The sequence below is a fragment of the Leifsonia sp. NPDC058194 genome, from assembly GCF_042883605.1.
Lineage (GTDB): Bacteria > Actinomycetota > Actinomycetes > Actinomycetales > Microbacteriaceae > Leifsonia.
The window spans coordinates 40589-57762 of the sequence record NZ_JBHVVL010000005.1; the positions used below are offsets into that span (position 1 = coordinate 40589).

The following is a 17174-nucleotide window of genomic DNA, read 5'->3' on the forward strand; positions in this document are numbered from 1 at the left end:
GCATCCGGCACGGTCGTCCGTCAGTGCTGTGCGCGCACAGCCCCGTTCACCCGCAGGAACACGATCAGCCAGGCGAAGACGATGCCGCCGGCGACCAGTTCGGCCGCCGTGAGCACGTAGTACCCGACGATGAAGAAGACCAGGGCGACCACGACGACGCCGAACAGGCAGTAGCCGAGCACGAAGAATGCGGCAGGAGCCTGGGGGATGGCCGCCCGCACCCAGAAGACCAGCAGCGCGAAGACCACGACCATCCCCACCGCCGAGACGTTGTGGAGGACCGCGGAGACGTTCAGCGGGAAGACGCCGACGCCGGCGAGCAGCACGCCCAGGCAGAGCAGGCACACGCGCAGACGCACCAGCCGGTGCCGCACACCCGGGTCGGTGGCCGCCCCGGCGTCGGTCGCGAACCGCGCGATCGCGGTGATGATGACACCCGCGACGATCAGTGTCAGGTTGAAAGTCAGCGACGAGATGCTCCGCGTCATCCCCAACGCGCTCAGGTGGAGCTCCCACCAGTCCGGATCCGGGGCGCACAGCATCGAGGTGAGCACGCCGACGGCCGCGAAGACGCCGAGCACCGTCGACAGCCGCAGGAGGTCCATCCCCACCGCCGACAGGAGGGCGACGTACGCCGTGATCCCGCAGAGCGCCCCGACCAGCGCCGCCGCCGAGAGGAAGTACACCGCCGCCCCCTGGAATCCGTCGGCGAGGACGGCCCCGAGGGCGAGCCAGCCGAGCAGTGCGATCACCCCGTGCGCGAGGGCGATGACGACGGTGTCGAACACATCGGCTCGAGGAGTGCGCGTCGCGGGCGCCCGTCGCCCGCCGAAGGGCGTCATCCCGCCGCGCGCCCAGAGCCGCCCGGCGAGGTAGGCGACGATCGCGACGACCCCGGCGGCGATCGCGCCGGATTGCGAGACCGAACCCGGGCCGGCGATCGGCAGGGAACCGCCCCAGAACACGGCGAGGGCGATCAGACCGGCGAGGACCGCGGCGCTCGCCCCGGCCACGATGCCCGCGCTCTCCGCGCGAGGGGACTCCGCCTCCGCACGAGGGGATGTCACACGAGGGGATGTCGCACGAGGGGACGTCGCGCGAGCGCCGTCGGAGGTCATCGCGATGGGGCCGACGATGGCCGCGGGCGTCGCGCCGCGTCGTCGAGGCGTTCATCGAGGGCCATGGCCGCGTCGATGAGCGCGAGATGTGTGAACGCCTGCGGGAAGTTGCCGAGCTGCTCGCCGGTGGGCGCGATCTCCTCCGCGAACAGCCCCAGGTGGTTGGCGTAGGTGAGCATCTGCTCGAACGTGAGCCGGGCTTCGTCCAGGCGTCCCGCGCGGGCGAGCGCGTCGACGTAGAGGAAGGTGCAGAGCGAGAACGTCCCCTCGGATCCCCGGAGGCCGTCCGGGGAGGCCGCCGGGTCGTACCGGTAGACGAGGCTGTCGGAGACGAGGTCGGACCGGATCGCCGCCATCGTGTCCTGCCACAGCGGGTCGTGCGGTGCGATGAAGCCGACCTGCACCATCTTCAGCAGCGAGGCGTCGAGGATGGGCTCGCCGTACTGCTGCACGAACGCCCGGCGCTCGCTGTTCCAGCCCCGCTCCATGATCTGCTCATAGATCGCATCGCGCTCCGCCGTCCAGCGCTCGACCGCGGCGGGACGGCCGAGTCTGGCCGCGAGCCGGATGGCGCGGTCGAAGGCCACCCAGCACATCAGTCGCCCGTAGGTGAAGTCCTTACGGCCTCCCCGCGTCTCCCAGATCCCCTCCTCGGGCTGGTCCCAGTTGTCGACGAGCCAGTCGAGCATCCGGCAGATCGCGAGCCAGCCCTGCTGACCGATCTCGATGCCAGCGAGGTCCGCGTGATAGATCGCGTCCAGGGCCTCGCCGTAGATGTCGAGCTGCAGCTGGCCCGCCGCGCCGTTGCCGACCCGCACCGGGGCGGATCCGCGGTAGCCCTCCCACCCCTCGACGACCTCTTCGGACAGGTGGGGATCCCCGTCGATGCGGTACATGATGTTGAGCGGCCCGGTCGGGCTGTCCTGCTGCTCGTCGACGCGGTCGCGCAGCCACACCCCGAAGGCGACGGCCTCGTCGCGGAAGCCCAGCCGGATCAGGGTGCTCACCGAGAAGGAGGCGTCCCGGACCCAGGTGTACCGGTAGTCCCAGTTGCGTTCGCCGCCGATCTGCTCCGGCAGCCCGGCCGTCGGCGCCGCGACCAGTCCCCCGGTCGGTGCGTACGTCATGAGCTTCAGTGTGATCGCGGACCGGTGCAGCTCCTCCCGCCACCGGCCGGTGTAGCCGGACTGGGAGATCCAGTCCTGCCAGAACCGGGCGGTGTCGTCGAACATCCGGCGTGCATCCGCGGTGCCTACGGCGTGCGGGGTCGCGCCCGTCCCCGTCTCGAGGACGACACCGCGCACCTGCCCCTGCACGAGGGGGATCGTGGCGCGGACGTCGCCGTGCTCCGTCTGCTCGGCGCGTGCCAGGCGTTCGTCGCCCGGATCGCGGATCAGGCTCATGGTGAGGGCCGTGGTCCCCGCGTCGAAGATCGCGCCGTCGTCGGTCAGGGTGAGGCGATGGGGCGCGCGCCCGTAGTCGAAGCGCGGGCTGATCTCGATGTCGAACTCGATCGCGCCGCGCACGCACCGGACCAGTCGCACCAGGCGATGCGACTCGTGCGGCCCGCCACTGGTCGTCGGCATGAAGTCGACCAGCTCCCCGACCCCCGCCTCGGTGAGGAACCGCGTGACGAGGATGGCTGTGTCGGGGAAGTAGAGCTGCCTCACGTCGAAGGCGTCGACTCTCGGCCGGGCACTGAAATGACCTCCGCGCTCCCGGTCGAGCAGAGAGCCGAAGATGCTCGGCGAGTCGAATCTCGGGCTGCAGAACCAATCGATGGTCCCGTCCGTCGAGACGAGCGCCGAGGTCTGGAGATCACCGATCAGACCGTGATCGGCGATCAGGGGGTACCCGCTCATATCGTGACCCACTCCCTCGATGGCCGCAGGATAGGCCTCCCCGAGGTTCTCGGGGAAGAGGGGTCAGCGAATCGCAGTCAGCGGGTCGCGGTCAGCGGATCAGCGTCGTCGCATGTCGGCTGCCGCCGGGCAGTCGAAGGGGTCGCGGGCGGCGAGGCCCACCCGGTTCAGGTACTCGATGACGATGGCGTACGACCGGACCAGCGTGGTCTCCGTGTAGGGGATGCCGTGGGTCGCGCAGTGCGCCCGGGTCAGCTCCCGTGCCCGAGCCAGCGACGGCCGCGGCATCGACGGGAACAGGTGGTGCTCCACCTGGTGGTTGAGGCCGCCCATCAGAGCGTTCATCCACCAGCCGCCCTTGATGTTGCGGGAGGTGAGGACCTGCTTGCTGAGGAAGTCGACGCGGGAGCCGGTCGGCAGCAGCGGCATGCCCTTGTGGTTGGGGGCGAACGACGCCCCCATGTAGACGCCGAAGACGGCGAGCTGCACGCCGAGGAACGCGAACGCCATGCCGAGCGGGAGGAAGAGGAAGACCAGGGCGATGTAGACGCTCAGGCGGATGGCGATGGCGGTCAGCTCCGTCGAGCGGCCGACGGTGGGGCGGCGCTCCAGGAGCGAGCGGACCGACAGCACGTGGAGGTTCACGCCCTCGAGCATCAGCAGCGGGAAGAAGAAGTAGCCCTGGCGCCGCGTCATCGCGGCCATGAGGCCCTTCTGCTTGGCGGCGTCCTCCTCGGTGAACGAGATGGTGTCGAACTCGATGTCGGGGTCTTTGCCGACGGTGTTCGGGTTGGCGTGGTGGCGGGTGTGCTTCGTCATCCACCACTGGTAGCTCATGCCGACCATCCACGTGGCGAGGAACCGGCCGACGCGGTCGTTGACCGGGCCGGACGCGAAGATCTGGCGGTGCGAGGCCTCGTGCGCGAGGAACGCGAACTGCGTGAAGATGATGCCGAGCGCTCCCGCGATCAGCAGCTGGAACCAGGAGTCGCCCAGCAGGACGAAGCCGGCGACGGCGCCGCCGAGCCCGACGGTCAGCAGGGCGAAGACGGTGATGTAGAAGCCCCGCCGGCGTTCGAGCAGCCCCTGGGAGCGGACCTGTCCGAGCAGTTCGTTGTACGTGCTCGTCACGGCCGGGCGGCCTTCGGTGCGCTTGCGCGTGCGCTGCACGGGCCCGAGGGTAGGTACGGTCATCGTGTGCCTCCGCTGCTGTCGATGCGACTTCCCAGCCGAGGTGTGGACGGAACGCCCTAGATGTGTTGAGGCTACGCGGTGTTGCTGTGCGTTGGCGGCGAAGGCGCCCCGTGTTCCACGAGGCGCCTTCGACCGGTTACGCGGGTCGGATGTTCGACGCCTGCGGGCCCTTGGCGCCCTGCTCGACGTCGTACTCGACCTTCTGGTTCTCGTCGAGGTTGCGGTAACCGCTGGAGGCGATCGCACTGTAGTGGGCGAAGACGTCGGCACTGCCGTCATCCGGGGCGATGAAGCCGAAGCCCTTTTCCGAGTTGAACCATTTGACGGTGCCTGTAGCCATCGTCTCTCTCTTTCGTGATGGGGAACCGTGCGAACGGTTCCGTCCCCCGCGCCGAATGTGACGTGGGCGTGTGTGGGTGCTCTGGAGCGAGCACGGGATGGTGGACGCCGACAGCAGCAGTTGCGCCTCCTCGACGGAGGGGGCGGTGCCGATCGGCCGCGACTGGTCGTCGAGGACGGCGAATCCTGTCGGGATCCGGTAGGCCATGCCGGCGTATTCCCCGGCACGGGTGGCGGCCCAGACGTCGTCGTCTGCCTGTCGCCAGGTGGTCGCGAACGGTGTCGCGTGTTCGAGAATGCTTGTGATGATCGTCCTTCGGCGCCCGAGGGGCGCGGTGTGTTCGTGGGGTGACGGCCGGGATCAGAAGAGGGGCTGCGTCACGTCGGGGAGAGGAATGAGGGGCTGCTTCGGGAGAGTCAGCGAGAGGAAGGCGGGATTCGGCGCGATTCGCCGGCACCGCTGGTCGAACGGTCGAGCCGCTCGGCTCGAGGTACTGCCAGGTGGGGCACATCGCTGTGCGGACGTGGCCCAGCATACACGGATGGCCTGAGCGGACCGCCCGCGGTCCCGTCACGCCCGGTCAGAGGCGGCGGATCGTCAGCGACTGCTCGGCGAAACCGACCGCGCCTCCCTCATCGTGGAGCACGGAGCGGGTGACGCCGAGACCGGTCGCCCCGAACACCACCTCGGTGTCCAGCCCGAGCCACCGGCCGCGCGGCGGGCGGTGCAGGTGCACGGTCAGGTCGACGTTGGGGAACATCCACTCGGTGGGGTGCCGCCGCACGGCGACCCCGTTGGCGGTGTCGACGAGCATCAGCCAGGACGCCACCGGGTCGACCTCCTCCCCGGCGATCAGCGCACGGTCGGTCGAGAGCCAGACGGTCGCGCGACCGGGCTCGGGCGGGCGGATCGCGCGGACGTCGAGGGAGGCGACGTAGCCGCCGCGCCACACGTCGCTCATGGGCCAGCGCGGGGCAGTCTCGGGAGCGGGAAGAGCCTCCGGTGCGCCGCCCGCCACTTCGGACGTGTCGAACGCGGACAGCAGCCAGGCCCGCGCCTTGACCGCGGCACGGCCCCGGATGACTGCGGTCGCCTCGACGAGTTCGATGGTCCGGCCAGGGCGGATGGTCTCGACCTGGATCTCGACGGGCTCGAGGGCCAGGAAGCCCAGGATGTCGAAGCTGATCCTCCCGAGCTGCAACGGCGGTCCGGGCCGTTCGGCCGCGTGCCGCAGGATCACGTGGGCGATTAGGCCGCCCAGCGGGCTGAAGTGGATCTCATCGTCGGCCCAGGCTCCCCCGGCTTCGGCGGTCGGGGTGAAGGTGCGCTCACCGGTCGGGAGGAAGTATGCCGTCGTCGCCATGCACTCAGACTATGTCGTGCGGGAAGGCTGCTCAGGCGCGATCGATAGGAGTCGTGGAGGCTCCTCACGGCCTGCGTAAGAATGCGGAAAGAATCGGGCGTCACTGTGAGAGTCATGGTTGAGACATGGGCAGCGACCGCCGCGGCGCCGGCGCGGCGGCCGCGAGCCCGGCGCACGGAGGCCGGGCGTCAGCGTCGCGGATCGCGAGTGGTGCGATTCGCGCTGGCGGCGAGCCTGGTCGCCGTGCTCGCCATGTGGTGGGCCAGCGTCCCGGCAGCGTTCGTCGCGACGCCCGCGAACGCCCTCACCTCCATCGGCGAGCTGAGCGGCATGCTCGGCGCGGTGCTGGTCTGCGCACAGGTGCTGCTGATCGCGCGGGTCCCGTGGTTCGAGAACGCCGTGGGGCTGGACAAGCTCGTCTCGTGGCACCGCTCGCTCGGCACGTCGGTGATCCTCCTGGTCGTCGCCCACGTCGTCTTCATCGTGCTGGGCGGCGAGCTGACGAGCCGGAACCCGCCGTGGGATGAGCTCGTCTCGGTGCTGCAGTCGTATCCCGACATGCTGACAGCGCTCATCGGCACGATCGCCTTCCTCGCGGTCGGTCTCAGCAGCGCACGACTCATCCGCACGCGGCTGTCGTACGAGGTCTGGTACTGGCTGCACGTCACCACGTACGCCGCGATCTTCCTGACGTTCTTCCACCAGCTGAGCGGCGGCGCACATTTCGTCGCCTACCCGATCAATCGCATCGCGTGGATCCTCCTCTATCTGGGGACGGCGGCAGCGGTCCTGACGTGGCGCTTCATCCTGCCGGCCACGGACGCCTGGCGTGGCCGGATGCGCGTCGTCGCCGTAGTGGCGGAGAGCCCCGGGATGAACAGCGTCTGGCTGCGCGGGCCGAACCTGGATCGGCTCGGGGTGCGGGCCGGGAACTTCTTGCTCGTCCGCTTCATCTCGTGGGGCCACCTGGGCACCGCGCACCCCTACTCGGTGTCGGCCGTCCCCGCGAACGGGCACCTGCGGATCACGGTCGGAACGCTGGGCGACCATTCTCGGAAGCTGCCCGCTCTCAGGACGGGCACGCTCGTGTTCGCCGAGGGCCCGTTCGGGCACTTCACCGCCGACCGCGCGAGCCGTTCCAGGATCCTGCTCGTCGCGGGCGGAGCCGGCATTGGGCCGATTCGCGCCCTGGCCGAAGAGCTCGCCCTGCGAGGGGCACGGCCGGTCGTCCTCTACCGGGTGAGCTCCGTCGAGCAGCTGGCCCTGATGGACGAGCTCACGGCGTTGCCGGGCGTCACGGTCTTCCCCCTCGTCGGGCGACGCACCGAATTGGGCTACGACCCGCTCGGCGCGGGCTCCCTCGCACGCATCGTCCCCGATCTCGCCGAGTGGGAGGCGTTCATCTGCGGTCCCGAGGCGATGGCCGAGCAGGTCGAATCCTCGCTGCGGGAGCTCCGGATGCCGCGTCGATTCATCCACCGAGAAGAACTGAGCATGTCATGAACAGCAGAAGCTGGCGTGGAACGATCCTCTTCACCGTGATCCTCGTCGTCATGGGGGCGACCGTCGGTGTGAAGCTGTACGGGGTCGGCGAGGAGTCGACGACGCCCGCGACGGCGGCCGGCTCCCAGCCCACCGCGACCCCGACCCCGACCCCGACGTCGCCGACGACGACGACGGACGCCACGGCATCGGTCGTCACGGGTTCGGCCGTTCAGACCCGCTACGGCGTCGTGCAAGTGAAGGTCACGTTCGCGGGCTCACGCATCACGGCTGTGGACACCCTCCAATCGCCGAACCGCGACGGCCGCGACATCGAGATCAACCAGCAAGCGCTCCCTCTGCTGCAGTCCGAGGTGCTCGCGTCGCAGTCGGCGAAGATCGATACGGTCTCGGGGGCGACGTACACCTCGGAGGGCTACATCCAGTCGGTGCAGTCGGCGATCGATCAGCGATGAGATACCTCGAGACCGTGATGGGGATCCCGATGTCCATCGACGTGCGCGACCGGGCCGAATCGTCGATCGCGGCCCGGCGCGCGTTCCGGATCCTGGGCGAAGCCGACCGCCGATTCAGCGCTTACCGGAGCGACAGCGAGCTCAGCCGGATCAACGCTTCCGGCGGCGACCTGACCGCGGCGAGCGAGGAGTTCCGAGAGGTCGTGGCCCTCGGGTCGGCGACCGCCGAGGCGTCGGGCGGCGCCTTCCGCATCCGCCTGCCCGACGGCACCTGGGATCTGGACGGTGTCGTCAAGGGGTGGGCGGCCGACCGGGCCGCACGGGAGCTGACCGCATGCGGCTTGGCGGACTACTGCCTGAACGCCGGTGGCGATGTCGCGGTCTCGGGAAGCCCTGGCGAGGGGCGGCCCTGGAACGTCGCCGTGCGATCGCCCGACTCCGCGGCCGAGGTACTGGCTGTGCTGTCCGTGACGGGGGGAGCCGTAGCGACCTCCGGCGCCTACGAACGCGGAGCCCACATCGTCGACGGCCGCACGGGCGTCGCGGCCGACTCCCTCACCAGCGCGACCGTCGTCGCCGATGACCTCACGACCGCCGATCTGCTCGCGACCGCCGTCTTCGCCCTCGGGCCGTCAGGTGCCGCCTGGGCGGTCTCCCACGGCGCACGGGGCGTCCTCGTGGCGGGAACGGACGGCAGCCTCCTCGGCGCAGGAGAACTCGTGTTCGCGTCCTCGTCCGCGTCCGCGTCCGCGGGCCGCCTCCGATGATTCCGGAGGCCTCCGGACACGGCTCCTATACTGCGGACATGAGCGAGGGACTGCGCGTGCTCGTGGCCGAGGACGACGGCCGGCTTGCGGACATGCTCGGCACGTTGCTCCTCACCGAAGGCTATGACGTGCAGATCGCGCACGACGGACAGCGAGCGCTCCATCGTGGCCTCACCGAGACGTACGACGCGATCATCCTCGACCGCGGCCTCCCAGCGGTCGACGGGCTCGGAGTCCTCCGCGCACTCCGCCAGGGCGGTGTGACGACGCCGATCCTCATCCTGTCCGCACTCGGTACCGCGCCCGACCGAGTGGACGGCCTGAACGCCGGAGCGGAGGACTATCTCTCCAAACCGTTCGACATCGATGAGCTGCTGGCACGTGTACGTGCTCTGATCCGGAGGGCGTCCTCGAGTGTCCCGATCGTGCGGTTCGCCGGCGGGCACCTCGACGTGAACGGCCGCACGGTCATCCTCGTGGATGGGACGCGGACGGTGCTCTCGGACCGCGAGGCGAGCCTCCTGGAGCTCCTCGCGCGCCGCCCCGACCAGGTCTTCTCGCGGCCGGTGCTCCTCGACCAGGTGTTCGCTGCCGCGGACGATCCCGGCGTCGTCGACACCTACGTCCACCACCTGCGACGCAAGTTCGGACGCGCGCTGATCGAGACCGTGCGCGGGGTCGGATACCGGATGGGCGGGCTCCGGTGAGGGACGCCGATCAGCGCGAACTCCGCTCGGCCTCCCGGCGTCTCGCGATCCAGTTCGCGCTCGTCATCGTCGCGCTGTTCGCGCTTCTCGGTGTCGTCGTCTATGCGGTGGTGGCGGCGGGACAGAACGAGGCGGCCCACCGGGCACTCTCCGACGCGTCGATGGTCGATTCGGTGCACGACGCCCCGCGCGACCTCCTCGTGACGGTGGTGACGCCGGATGGGCACGACAGCTCGCCGGACCTGCCGAAAGGCCTGCCCGACCAGGCCGCGCTCGACGCGATCGCGCAGAACGGCGGCTCGCGGACGGAGACCCTCGCGGCGGGCGGTCAGAACTACCTCACCGTCACGAACGTGCGACGGGGAAAGGTCGTGCAGGTCTCCTACGGTCTCGGAGAGCAGGAAGAGGAACTGGATCGGCTGCTCGTCGCGCTCGTCGTGTCCGGCGCGATCGCCGCAGTGGCCGCCACCGGCCTCGGATTCCTGCTCGCCCGGAGGTCGATGCGGCCGATGGCGGAGGCGCTGACCCTCCAACGGCAGTTCGTCGCGGACGCCGGCCACGAGCTCCGCACTCCGCTCACTCTGCTCAGCACGCGGGCTCAGCTCCTGCGCCGGCGGCTCTCCGCCGCCGGCGGGATGACGGACGACGGCGAATTGCGGGCTGGACTCGACGAGGTGGTGGACGACAGCAGGGCGCTCACCGAAATCGTCGAAGACCTGCTCATCGCCGCGGACCCTCGGCAGAGCACGCCCACGGAGGGGGTCGACATCGGCGTGCTGGCCGCCTCGGTCGCGCGGTCCGCCGATGGACGTGCGCATGACCGAGGGATCACGATCGAGACGTCCGCTGCGTCAGACGCCGTCGTCGACGGGAACCCGGTGTCCCTTCGACGAATGGTCGTCGCCCTCGTCGACAACGCACTCGACCATGCGTCCGCGCGGATCCGGATCGATGTGTCGGACTCGGCCTCCGAGGTCGTCCTCATCGTCGCCGATGACGGGCAGGGATTCACCGGCGACCTCCAACAGCGCGCCTTCGACCGCTTCGCGTCGTCGCGGACGAGTGCCGACGCCGGTCACCAGCGGCACTATGGACTGGGCCTCGCCCTCGTCGCCGAGGTGGTGGATCGGCACGGCGGCCGGGTCACCGCGTCGAATCGGCCGGACGGGGGCGCGGAAGTGACGGTCCACCTGCCGACGAGCGGCGCTCGGAAGCGATGAGCGGTGGAACCCGTCCCCACGTCGACACACGGAAGCCCGGCGCGAGGCCGGGCTTCCGCTGCTAGGTGGCGTTTTCACACCGTGGCCGACGATACGTCGTGCGCCCGGGCACCGCACCGGGTTGACAGCCCCCGTGAAACGGTGCAGGCCGGTCACTTGCGGGATGCGGAGTCGTCGCTCCGACGGTTCCGGCGTCGAACCCACACGGTGAGCGTCACGACGCCCCCGACGATCACGGCGACTCCGACACCGTTCCAGACGTTCCACCAGAAGATCGGCCCCATCGTCATGCCTCCCTGTCGTCCTGTCCCGTTCGCCGATGACGCGCATCCGGCGATTGAGATCCATCGTTGCAGATCGTGAATATTAATGACAGAGAAGACGGTCGAGCGCCGACGCCGGGATCGGTCAGAGCACGTCGTAGGTCAGGTGGGTCGCTGTGGAGGTCACGACGGCCGCGCGCTGGACGAGTGCGCGTGGCGGGCCCGCCACGAAGATCGGAGTGCCTGCTCCGAGGAGCAGTGGCGCGATGTGGAGGCTGAGCTCGTCGACGAGGCCCGCGGCGAGCGCCGAGCCGATGAGCGCGCCGCCGCCCATGAGGACGACGTCGCGCTCCCGGCCGGTCGCGGGGGCCGCCTCGACCCGATCGCGGGCGACGGCGATCGCGTCGGCGAGGCCCGTGGTGACGAACGTCCAGTCGAGCTCGCTCAGCCGCACCGAGGCGGGAGGCTCGGATGTGACGACGACGAACGGCGGCCGGCCGACCTCCCCCGCCCCGTAGCCGACCTCGTCGTTCCAGCCTCCTGGGCCGTCGACGACATCGAACAGGTGCCTCCCCATCACGACCGCGCCGGAGCGCTCCATTCCCTGCTGAAGGAACCGCTGGTCCCCGGGATCGTCGGAGAACGCCCAGGTGTGGAGGGGTCGCCCGCCCGTGCCCAGCCCGTTCTCCGGTCCGGCGTCCGGGCCCGTCACGAAGCCGTCGAGCGAGATCGTGATGTCGGCGACGACGCGGGTCATGACGCCCGCCCCGCGAGCAGCTCGTCGAGCTTCTCGTAGCCCTCGCGCACGCCGTACTCCATCCCGGAGGCGATCATCGCGTCCAGCGCCTCCTTCGAGGTCATCACGGAGCGGCCGACGAGACGGCTCCGGCCGCCGGGGAGCGCCTCGAACCGCAGGCGGTCGAGGCTCACCTCGCCCGGCGCCCCCAGGAACTCGAAGGTCTGGATGATCAGCTCGTTCTCGACCACGGTGTGGATGACACCGCGGAACCCGTAGGTGCCGTCGGTGTCCGTCTGCTCGAATCCGTACCCTCCGCCGGTGCGGAAGTCCCAGTGGGTGATGACGGTCTCGAGAGCGCGGGGGCCGATCCAGCGCGCGTACTGCTCGGGGTCGGCGTGGGCCTGGAAGACCGCCTCGACGGGCGCGTCGAACTCGCGGGTGAGATCGGCGTACGACGCGCCCGGGACGACGTCGATGACGACGGGATTGCTCATGACTCCTTCTCCTTCTGTGCATCTGGTGAAAGCGGTGGTGTCTCCGGTGAGAGCAGGGCGTCGAGGCGCCGGTAGCGGGCCTCCGCCTCCAACCGGTAGCGGTCGATCCACGACGTGAGGCGCTCCAGCGCTGCGGCGTCGAGATGGACCGGGCGGCGCTGCGCCTCGCGTGTGCGCCAGACCAGGCCGGCCGACTCGAGCACGCCGATGTGCTTCGACACCGCCTGCAGGGTGATGTCGAACGGCTCGGCGAGGTCGCCGACCGTGGCGGGCCCCCGGCTCAGGCGGGCGACGATCGCCCGGCGGACCGGATCGGCGAGCGCGGCGAAGGCGGCGTCGAGGACGGCGTCGATGCTCTCACCAGCGGTTTTATCAATCACTTTGTTTATCAACCTCTCGGTTGACTAAAGACTACGCCGCGTCCCCGGTCACGTCAACAGCCCGCTCAGACGCTCTTCGCGAAGAACACCCGGCTGAAGCCGTCCTCGGTGCGCCGACCCGTCTCCTCGAAACCGCGGCGCCGGTAGTACGCCAGGTTCTCCGTCATCTTCTCGTGCGTGTACAGGCGCACCTGACCCACCCCGGCCTCCCGCGCCCGCTCCTCGGCGATGCCCAGCAGGGCGGCGCCCAGGCCGCTCCCGCGCTCGCTCGCGCCGACGGCGACGTTCTCGATCAGGAGGTGGTCGGAGTGAAGGGAGGTCACGAGCAGCCCGACGACCCGGTCGTCTCGTCGCGCGACGAGCGCGCGGCCGTCCGCGACGATGGCGGCGTAGTCATCGCCGAGCGGGCCGGGCGGCCGGCCGATGCGGGCGATGTAGGGCTCGTACGCCTCGCGCACCAGCGCTTCGATCGCCGGCACGTCCTCCGGGCCCGCCGGGTTCGTCGTCACGTCGCTCATGACGCGACGATAGCGCGAAGGCCCCGCGACCGGCTGGTCGCGGGGCCTCGTTCGAGCGTCGGGGATCAGGCGCGGGCGCCTCGACGACGCGCGCGCAGGGCGAGCACCAGCCCGGCGAGGGCGAGCAGCGCTGCGGTGAGGGCCGCGGGCAGCGGCGACTCCGAACCGGTGCTCGCGAGCGCTGCGCCGGATGCCTCAGCGCCCGATGCCGTGGCCGGCGTCACCGTGAGCTCGACCGACGCGAGCTCGCGCCCGTCCGCATCGACGGCGACGACGTGGTGCACACCGGGAGCGACGCCCGCGCCCACCGTGAACGACGACGTGAACGTGCCGTCGGCCGACGGCTCCACGACGCCGACTACGACGACGTCGGAGTGCAGCTCCAGCGTCACCTCCGGGTCGGCGACGAAGTGCTCGCCCGACACGGTGACCGATGCCCCGGCGGGAACGGACGCGAGGGAGACCGCCAGCGACGGCGCCGAGACGACCGTGACCGGCTGGGAGGCGACCTCGACCGGCTCGTAGCCGGGCGTGGAGGCGGTGACCGTCACGGTCAGGGCCGCACCCGCCTGCACGCGGTCGAGCGCCAGCTCGCTGCTGGGCCCGACCTGCAGGAGCACGCCGTTCGCCTTCCAGGCATAGCTGAACGACTCGGCGAACGGCTCGAGGCCGTCCTGCACCTGCGCTGTCACGGTGCGCCCGACCTGCGGCGTGCCGACGACCTTCACGCCGATGAAGCCGCCGAACGACTGTCCGGCGACGGGCACGGTGGCCGCGGAGGACGCGACGCCGGTGGAGGGGGTGTAGCCGTCCAGCAGCGGGTAGGCCTTGACGGAGATCCGGGTGCCGATGAGGAAGCGGGTCGGGGTGAAGGCCTGGCCCGTCCCGTCCTCGATCTCCAGGTCGTCGGCGTACCAGCGGAAGGTGTACCCGGTCGGGGTCGGCACGGCCTCGTCGACGATCTGCGCGACCAGCTCCCCGCCCGCGACCGCGGTCCCCACGATCTCGACCGTCGGGTTCGAGGTGAACGAGCCCGCCCCGACGGGGGCGGTGGGATCGGTCTCCGTGGCCCCGGTGGCGCTGTCGTAGCCGTCGGTCACCGGGGAGACGACGACGCTGATCTGCCGCTCGAGGTCGGCGGCGGTCGGCACGTAGGTCGCTGCGGTCGCGCCGTCGATCGGGTCTCCGCCGGCCAGCCACTGGTACTCGTACGATTCCGCGGCGGGAGCGGAGTCGGCCGTCACCGTGGCGGTCAGAGTCGATCCGACGACGGCGGGGCCGGTGATCACGGCGGAGACCGGCGTCGTGAAGGGCTGGATGATGCGGTTCCAGCGCGCGGTGAGCGTGGTGTCGGCGCTGAGGCTGGTGTTCACGGTCCACGCGGTGCCGCCGGTCGCGACCGGGTACCACCCGGCGAAGGTGTAGCCGTCGCGGCTGGGCGTGCCGGGTGCGGAGAGACCGCCCGCCGTGAAGGTGGAGGCGTACAGCCGCATCGCGGTCGTCTCCGACCCGTCCGCCGGATCGAACACGACGGCGTAGTTGTGGTCGGAGACCGCGGCCGGGTCGACGACCCCGCCCGTGCGGACGAAGATCACGCCGTGGTTCGCCACGGCCCCGCTGATCGCACCCGTGAGGTCGATGGTGCCGTTGTTGACGATCGCGCCCGCCGCGTCGACGGAGACGGTGGCGACGGCCGGCACGACGAGCGACGCTCCGGCCGGGATGGTGAGGGTGCCCGCGACCGAGAGGGAGCCGAAGGCCAGCGTCGGGTCGCCGCCGACGGCGCTGTACGGCACGCGCACGCCGTTCACGACCTCGAAGCTCGCGCCGGCTGCCGTCACCGCCGCTCCCGCGCCGATCGTGACGGGGACTCCCGCCGTGCCGGTGGCGCCGCCGATGCCGTTGGCGCGGTCGCCGCCGGTCGCCGACACGATGCCGCCCATGATCGACACCGAGACGAGCGTGCCGTGCCAGGCCGCACCGATGCCGGGGCCGTAGTTGCCGCCGTTCGCGGTGACGGTCCCGCCGGTGATGGAGACGGAGCCGCTGGTGGAGCCGGACCCGCCGCCGATCCCGGCGCCGTACGCGCCGCCGTTCGCCGTGACGGTGCCGCCCGAGATGACGATGGGGCCGGTGGTCGCGCTCGAGCTGCTGCCGATTCCAGCGGCGTAGTTGCCGGCGGTCGCGGTCACAGTGCCTCCGGTGACGGTGATCGCGCCGCTGCCGCCGCCGATCCCGCCGCCGATCCCGGAGCCGTAGAGGCTGCCGTTCGCGACGACCGTGCCGTTGTCGACGCGGACGGCCCCGCTGGACTCGTGCATGTTGCCGCCGATGCCGGCCGCGTACTGACCGCTCGACGCCGTCAGCACACCGTTGTGCGCCGGGCTGGTGTCGGTGATGACGAGTGTCGCCGACGGTGGGACGCGGATGCCCGCGACGTTGTCGGGAGCGCTGACGGTGAGCGCATGACCGTTGAGGTCGAGCGTGAGCGTGCGCCCGGCGGGGAGCGCGACCCCGCCCGTGCCTTCGATGTCGCCGCCCAGCTCGATGCTGCCGGCGGACCCGTTGACGGCCGCCGTGAACGCCGCCCAGTCGGCGGCGCCGACGGCGGATGCCGGCGCCACGGCGACGAGCGCCGCCCCTGCGCCGATGATCGCGGCCGACCCGACGGCCACGATGCGATGAATGAACCCCACTGTGTTGACTCTCTCTGGTGATGCGCGAACAGATCGCACGAGTGATGTGAAAACTCGATCGTTTCGTGAGAGGGCGCACAGAGAGAGGTGCGGGTTCGGCCATTACGACCGCATGGTGTCCCCCGCGCCTTCGCGCCATACTGACCCCATGAGCCAGACAGCGTCCCGCAGCGGGGAGAACTCCTTCGTCACGTTCCTCAAGCGCCGGTGGCTCGCCATCGTGCTGGTCGTGCTCCTGGTCGTCGTGACGATCCAGAACGTCGTCGGCGCCGACACCGCCACGATCTTCGTGCTCTGGGGGCAGCTGAAGATGCCGACGTGGGCGCTCGTCCTCATCGTCTTCGTCGTCGGGGCCGTCACCGGCTGGATCCTGTCGCGCAATCGGGCGGCCCGCAAACGCCGGAATTGAGATCCCGCGCTGCTGAATGGGATCGCATCCCGCTGTTGGACATCGTCGCCGCGAACCGCGAACCTGGAGGCATGGCCTACGAACCCGCCTCGAACCGCTACGACCGCATGCTCTACCGCCGCACCGGGCGCAGCGGGCTCGACCTGCCCGCGCTGTCCCTCGGCCTCTGGCAGAACTTCGGCGACGACCGCCCGATCGAGACGCAGCGCGCGATCGTCCGGCGCGCATTCGACCTGGGCATCACGCACTTCGACCTCGCCAACAACTACGGCCCGCCCTACGGCGCCGCCGAGACCAACTTCGGCCGCATCCTGCGCGAAGACCTCGCCCCCTTCCGTGACGAGCTGATCGTCTCGTCGAAGGCGGGCTGGGACATGTGGCCGGGCCCGTACGGCCAGGGCGGCGGGAGCCGCAAGTACGTGCTCGCGAGCCTCGACCAGTCGCTCGCCCGCCTCGGCCTGGACTACGTCGACATCTTCTACTCCCACCGGCCGGACCCCTCGACTCCACTCGAGGAGACGATGCAGGCCCTCGACACCGCCGTGCGCAGCGGCAAGGCGCTCTACGTCGGCATCTCGTCGTACGGGCCGGAGGAGACCCGCCGTGCCGCCGAGATCCTCCGCGAGCTCGGCACTCCTCTGCTCATCCACCAGCCGTCGTACTCGATGCTCAACCGCTGGATCGAGACCGAGGGTCTGCTCGACGCGACGGCGGACCTCGGCGTGGGGGTCATCGGGTTCACCGCGCTCGCGCAGGGGATGCTCACGGACAAGTACCTGGACGGGGTGCCCGAGGGCTCCCGTGCAGCCGCTGCCGGGTCGTTCGACCAGGGCTGGCTCACCGACGAGGCGATCGGCCGGCTCCGCGCCCTGAACGACATCGCCGCCGCGCGCGGGCAGACGCTGGCCCAGCTGGCGCTCGCGTGGGCGCTGCGCGACGAACGGGTGACCTCGCTCGTGACGGGTGCCAGCAGCGTCCGCCAGCTGGAGCAGAACGTCGCAGCGCTCGATCGCCTCGACTTCACGGATGCCGAGCTCGCCGCGATCGACGAGCACGCCGTCGACGCGGGCGTCGACCTCTGGGCGGGGGCACGGCGCGGGGAGGTCTGACCCCCGCGCACCGCCGAGCACCCGCGCGGCCGACCTC

The 17174-nt window shown here is 70.6% G+C and carries 18 protein-coding genes; 7 read left to right on the plus strand and 11 right to left on the minus strand.

The features are described 5' to 3' along the window. Nucleotides 1-20 precede the first annotated feature (20 nt). The 5 genes from ACFVU2_RS17515 to ACFVU2_RS17535 form a co-directional block, all read right to left on the minus strand. Nucleotides 21-1067: a DUF998 domain-containing protein gene (locus tag ACFVU2_RS17515; RefSeq protein WP_387876945.1), complete on the minus strand. Its 1047-nt coding sequence runs from the start codon at nt 1065-1067 to the stop codon at nt 21-23. A 47-nt stretch (nt 1068-1114) separates the two neighbouring features. Further along, on the minus strand, nt 1115-2980 hold the full coding sequence (locus tag ACFVU2_RS17520; RefSeq protein WP_387876948.1) for a glycoside hydrolase family 15 protein: 1866 nt from the start codon (nt 2978-2980) through the stop codon (nt 1115-1117). Nucleotides 2981-3079: 99 nt separating this feature from the next. Next, entirely contained in the window at nt 3080-4174 is a 1095-nt protein-coding gene (locus ACFVU2_RS17525; RefSeq protein WP_387876950.1) for a fatty acid desaturase family protein, read from the minus strand. 136 nt (nt 4175-4310) lie between these two features. After that, complete coding sequence (locus tag ACFVU2_RS17530; RefSeq protein WP_387876952.1) at nt 4311-4514, minus strand: cold-shock protein; 204 nt, start codon at nt 4512-4514, stop codon at nt 4311-4313. A gap of 580 nt (nt 4515-5094) precedes the next feature. Continuing rightward, entirely contained in the window at nt 5095-5877 is a 783-nt protein-coding gene (locus tag ACFVU2_RS17535) for a thioesterase family protein (RefSeq protein ID WP_387876954.1), read from the minus strand. A 114-nt stretch (nt 5878-5991) separates the two neighbouring features. Here ACFVU2_RS17535 and ACFVU2_RS17540 point away from each other — a divergent pair, with 114 nt between their 5' ends. The 5 genes from ACFVU2_RS17540 to ACFVU2_RS17560 are packed head-to-tail and all read left to right on the plus strand — an operon-like array spanning nt 5992 to nt 10529. Beyond that, nucleotides 5992-7380 carry a ferric reductase-like transmembrane domain-containing protein gene (locus ACFVU2_RS17540; protein WP_387876956.1) on the plus strand — a complete coding sequence of 463 codons (1389 nt, stop codon included), beginning with the start codon at nt 5992-5994 and terminating at the stop codon, nt 7378-7380. Next, nucleotides 7377-7835 (plus strand): FMN-binding protein, encoded by a 459-nt coding sequence (locus ACFVU2_RS17545; protein ID WP_387876959.1) that lies wholly within the window; start codon nt 7377-7379, stop codon nt 7833-7835. Before ACFVU2_RS17540 ends, ACFVU2_RS17545 begins: the two co-directional genes overlap by 4 nt. Continuing rightward, the gene (locus ACFVU2_RS17550; RefSeq protein WP_387876961.1) at nt 7832-8602 is read left to right on the plus strand and encodes an FAD:protein FMN transferase; all 771 of its coding nucleotides are present in this window, start codon (nt 7832-7834) and stop codon (nt 8600-8602) included. The genes ACFVU2_RS17545 and ACFVU2_RS17550 overlap by 4 nt, the downstream gene beginning before the upstream one ends. Before the next feature lie 38 nt (nt 8603-8640). Then, nucleotides 8641-9309: a response regulator transcription factor gene (locus tag ACFVU2_RS17555; RefSeq protein ID WP_387876963.1), complete on the plus strand. Its 669-nt coding sequence runs from the start codon at nt 8641-8643 to the stop codon at nt 9307-9309. Next, complete coding sequence (locus ACFVU2_RS17560; protein WP_387876965.1) at nt 9306-10529, plus strand: sensor histidine kinase; 1224 nt, start codon at nt 9306-9308, stop codon at nt 10527-10529. The genes ACFVU2_RS17555 and ACFVU2_RS17560 overlap by 4 nt, the downstream gene beginning before the upstream one ends. 152 nt (nt 10530-10681) lie before the next feature. Here the strand turns inward: ACFVU2_RS17560 and ACFVU2_RS17565 are convergent, their stop codons facing one another. From ACFVU2_RS17565 to ACFVU2_RS17590, 6 genes are all read right to left on the minus strand, one after another. Then, the gene (locus ACFVU2_RS17565) at nt 10682-10819 is read right to left on the minus strand and encodes a hypothetical protein (RefSeq protein ID WP_387876967.1); all 138 of its coding nucleotides are present in this window, start codon (nt 10817-10819) and stop codon (nt 10682-10684) included. A 118-nt stretch (nt 10820-10937) separates the two neighbouring features. Next, complete coding sequence (locus ACFVU2_RS17570) at nt 10938-11549, minus strand: dihydrofolate reductase family protein (RefSeq protein WP_387876969.1); 612 nt, start codon at nt 11547-11549, stop codon at nt 10938-10940. After that, nucleotides 11546-12025: an SRPBCC family protein gene (locus ACFVU2_RS17575; protein WP_387876972.1), complete on the minus strand. Its 480-nt coding sequence runs from the start codon at nt 12023-12025 to the stop codon at nt 11546-11548. Before ACFVU2_RS17575 ends, ACFVU2_RS17570 begins: the two co-directional genes overlap by 4 nt. Next, entirely contained in the window at nt 12022-12405 is a 384-nt protein-coding gene (locus tag ACFVU2_RS17580) for an ArsR/SmtB family transcription factor (RefSeq protein WP_387876973.1), read from the minus strand. Before ACFVU2_RS17580 ends, ACFVU2_RS17575 begins: the two co-directional genes overlap by 4 nt. 65 nt (nt 12406-12470) lie before the next feature. Beyond that, the gene (locus ACFVU2_RS17585) at nt 12471-12923 is read right to left on the minus strand and encodes a GNAT family N-acetyltransferase (protein ID WP_387876976.1); all 453 of its coding nucleotides are present in this window, start codon (nt 12921-12923) and stop codon (nt 12471-12473) included. A gap of 65 nt (nt 12924-12988) precedes the next feature. Beyond that, nucleotides 12989-15619, minus strand: coding sequence for an InlB B-repeat-containing protein (locus tag ACFVU2_RS17590; protein WP_387876978.1), 2631 nt, complete (start codon nt 15617-15619; stop codon nt 12989-12991). Nucleotides 15620-15767: 148 nt separating this feature from the next. Between ACFVU2_RS17590 and ACFVU2_RS17595 the strand changes: the two genes are divergently transcribed. Next, a complete protein-coding gene (locus tag ACFVU2_RS17595; RefSeq protein WP_387876981.1) occupies nt 15768-16028 on the plus strand; it encodes a LapA family protein in 261 nt (86 codons plus the stop codon). 71 nt (nt 16029-16099) lie between these two features. Then, nucleotides 16100-17137, plus strand: a complete 1038-nt coding sequence (gene mgrA, locus ACFVU2_RS17600; RefSeq protein WP_387876983.1) for an L-glyceraldehyde 3-phosphate reductase — start codon at nt 16100-16102, stop codon at nt 17135-17137. Nucleotides 17138-17174 lie beyond the last annotated feature (37 nt).

Bases quoted from the DNA above. Each gene is read 5' to 3' on its own strand.
- ACFVU2_RS17520 (WP_387876948.1), bottom strand. From the start codon at position 2,980: ATGAGCGGGTACCCCCTGATCGCCGATCACGGTCTGATCGGTGATCTC.
- ACFVU2_RS17525 (WP_387876950.1), bottom strand. From the start codon at position 4,174: ATGACCGTACCTACCCTCGGGCCCGTGCAGCGCACGCGCAAGCGCACC.
- ACFVU2_RS17530 (WP_387876952.1), bottom strand. From the start codon at position 4,514: ATGGCTACAGGCACCGTCAAATGGTTCAACTCGGAAAAGGGCTTCGGC.
- ACFVU2_RS17535 (WP_387876954.1), bottom strand. From the start codon at position 5,877: ATGGCGACGACGGCATACTTCCTCCCGACCGGTGAGCGCACCTTCACC.
- ACFVU2_RS17540 (WP_387876956.1), top strand. From the start codon at position 5,992: ATGGTTGAGACATGGGCAGCGACCGCCGCGGCGCCGGCGCGGCGGCCG.
- ACFVU2_RS17545 (WP_387876959.1), top strand. From the start codon at position 7,377: ATGAACAGCAGAAGCTGGCGTGGAACGATCCTCTTCACCGTGATCCTC.
- ACFVU2_RS17550 (WP_387876961.1), top strand. From the start codon at position 7,832: ATGAGATACCTCGAGACCGTGATGGGGATCCCGATGTCCATCGACGTG.
- ACFVU2_RS17555 (WP_387876963.1), top strand. From the start codon at position 8,641: ATGAGCGAGGGACTGCGCGTGCTCGTGGCCGAGGACGACGGCCGGCTT.
- ACFVU2_RS17565 (WP_387876967.1), bottom strand. From the start codon at position 10,819: ATGACGATGGGGCCGATCTTCTGGTGGAACGTCTGGAACGGTGTCGGA.
- ACFVU2_RS17570 (WP_387876969.1), bottom strand. From the start codon at position 11,549: ATGACCCGCGTCGTCGCCGACATCACGATCTCGCTCGACGGCTTCGTG.
- ACFVU2_RS17575 (WP_387876972.1), bottom strand. From the start codon at position 12,025: ATGAGCAATCCCGTCGTCATCGACGTCGTCCCGGGCGCGTCGTACGCC.
- ACFVU2_RS17585 (WP_387876976.1), bottom strand. From the start codon at position 12,923: ATGAGCGACGTGACGACGAACCCGGCGGGCCCGGAGGACGTGCCGGCG.
- ACFVU2_RS17595 (WP_387876981.1), top strand. From the start codon at position 15,768: ATGAGCCAGACAGCGTCCCGCAGCGGGGAGAACTCCTTCGTCACGTTC.
- mgrA (WP_387876983.1), top strand. From the start codon at position 16,100: ATGGCCTACGAACCCGCCTCGAACCGCTACGACCGCATGCTCTACCGC.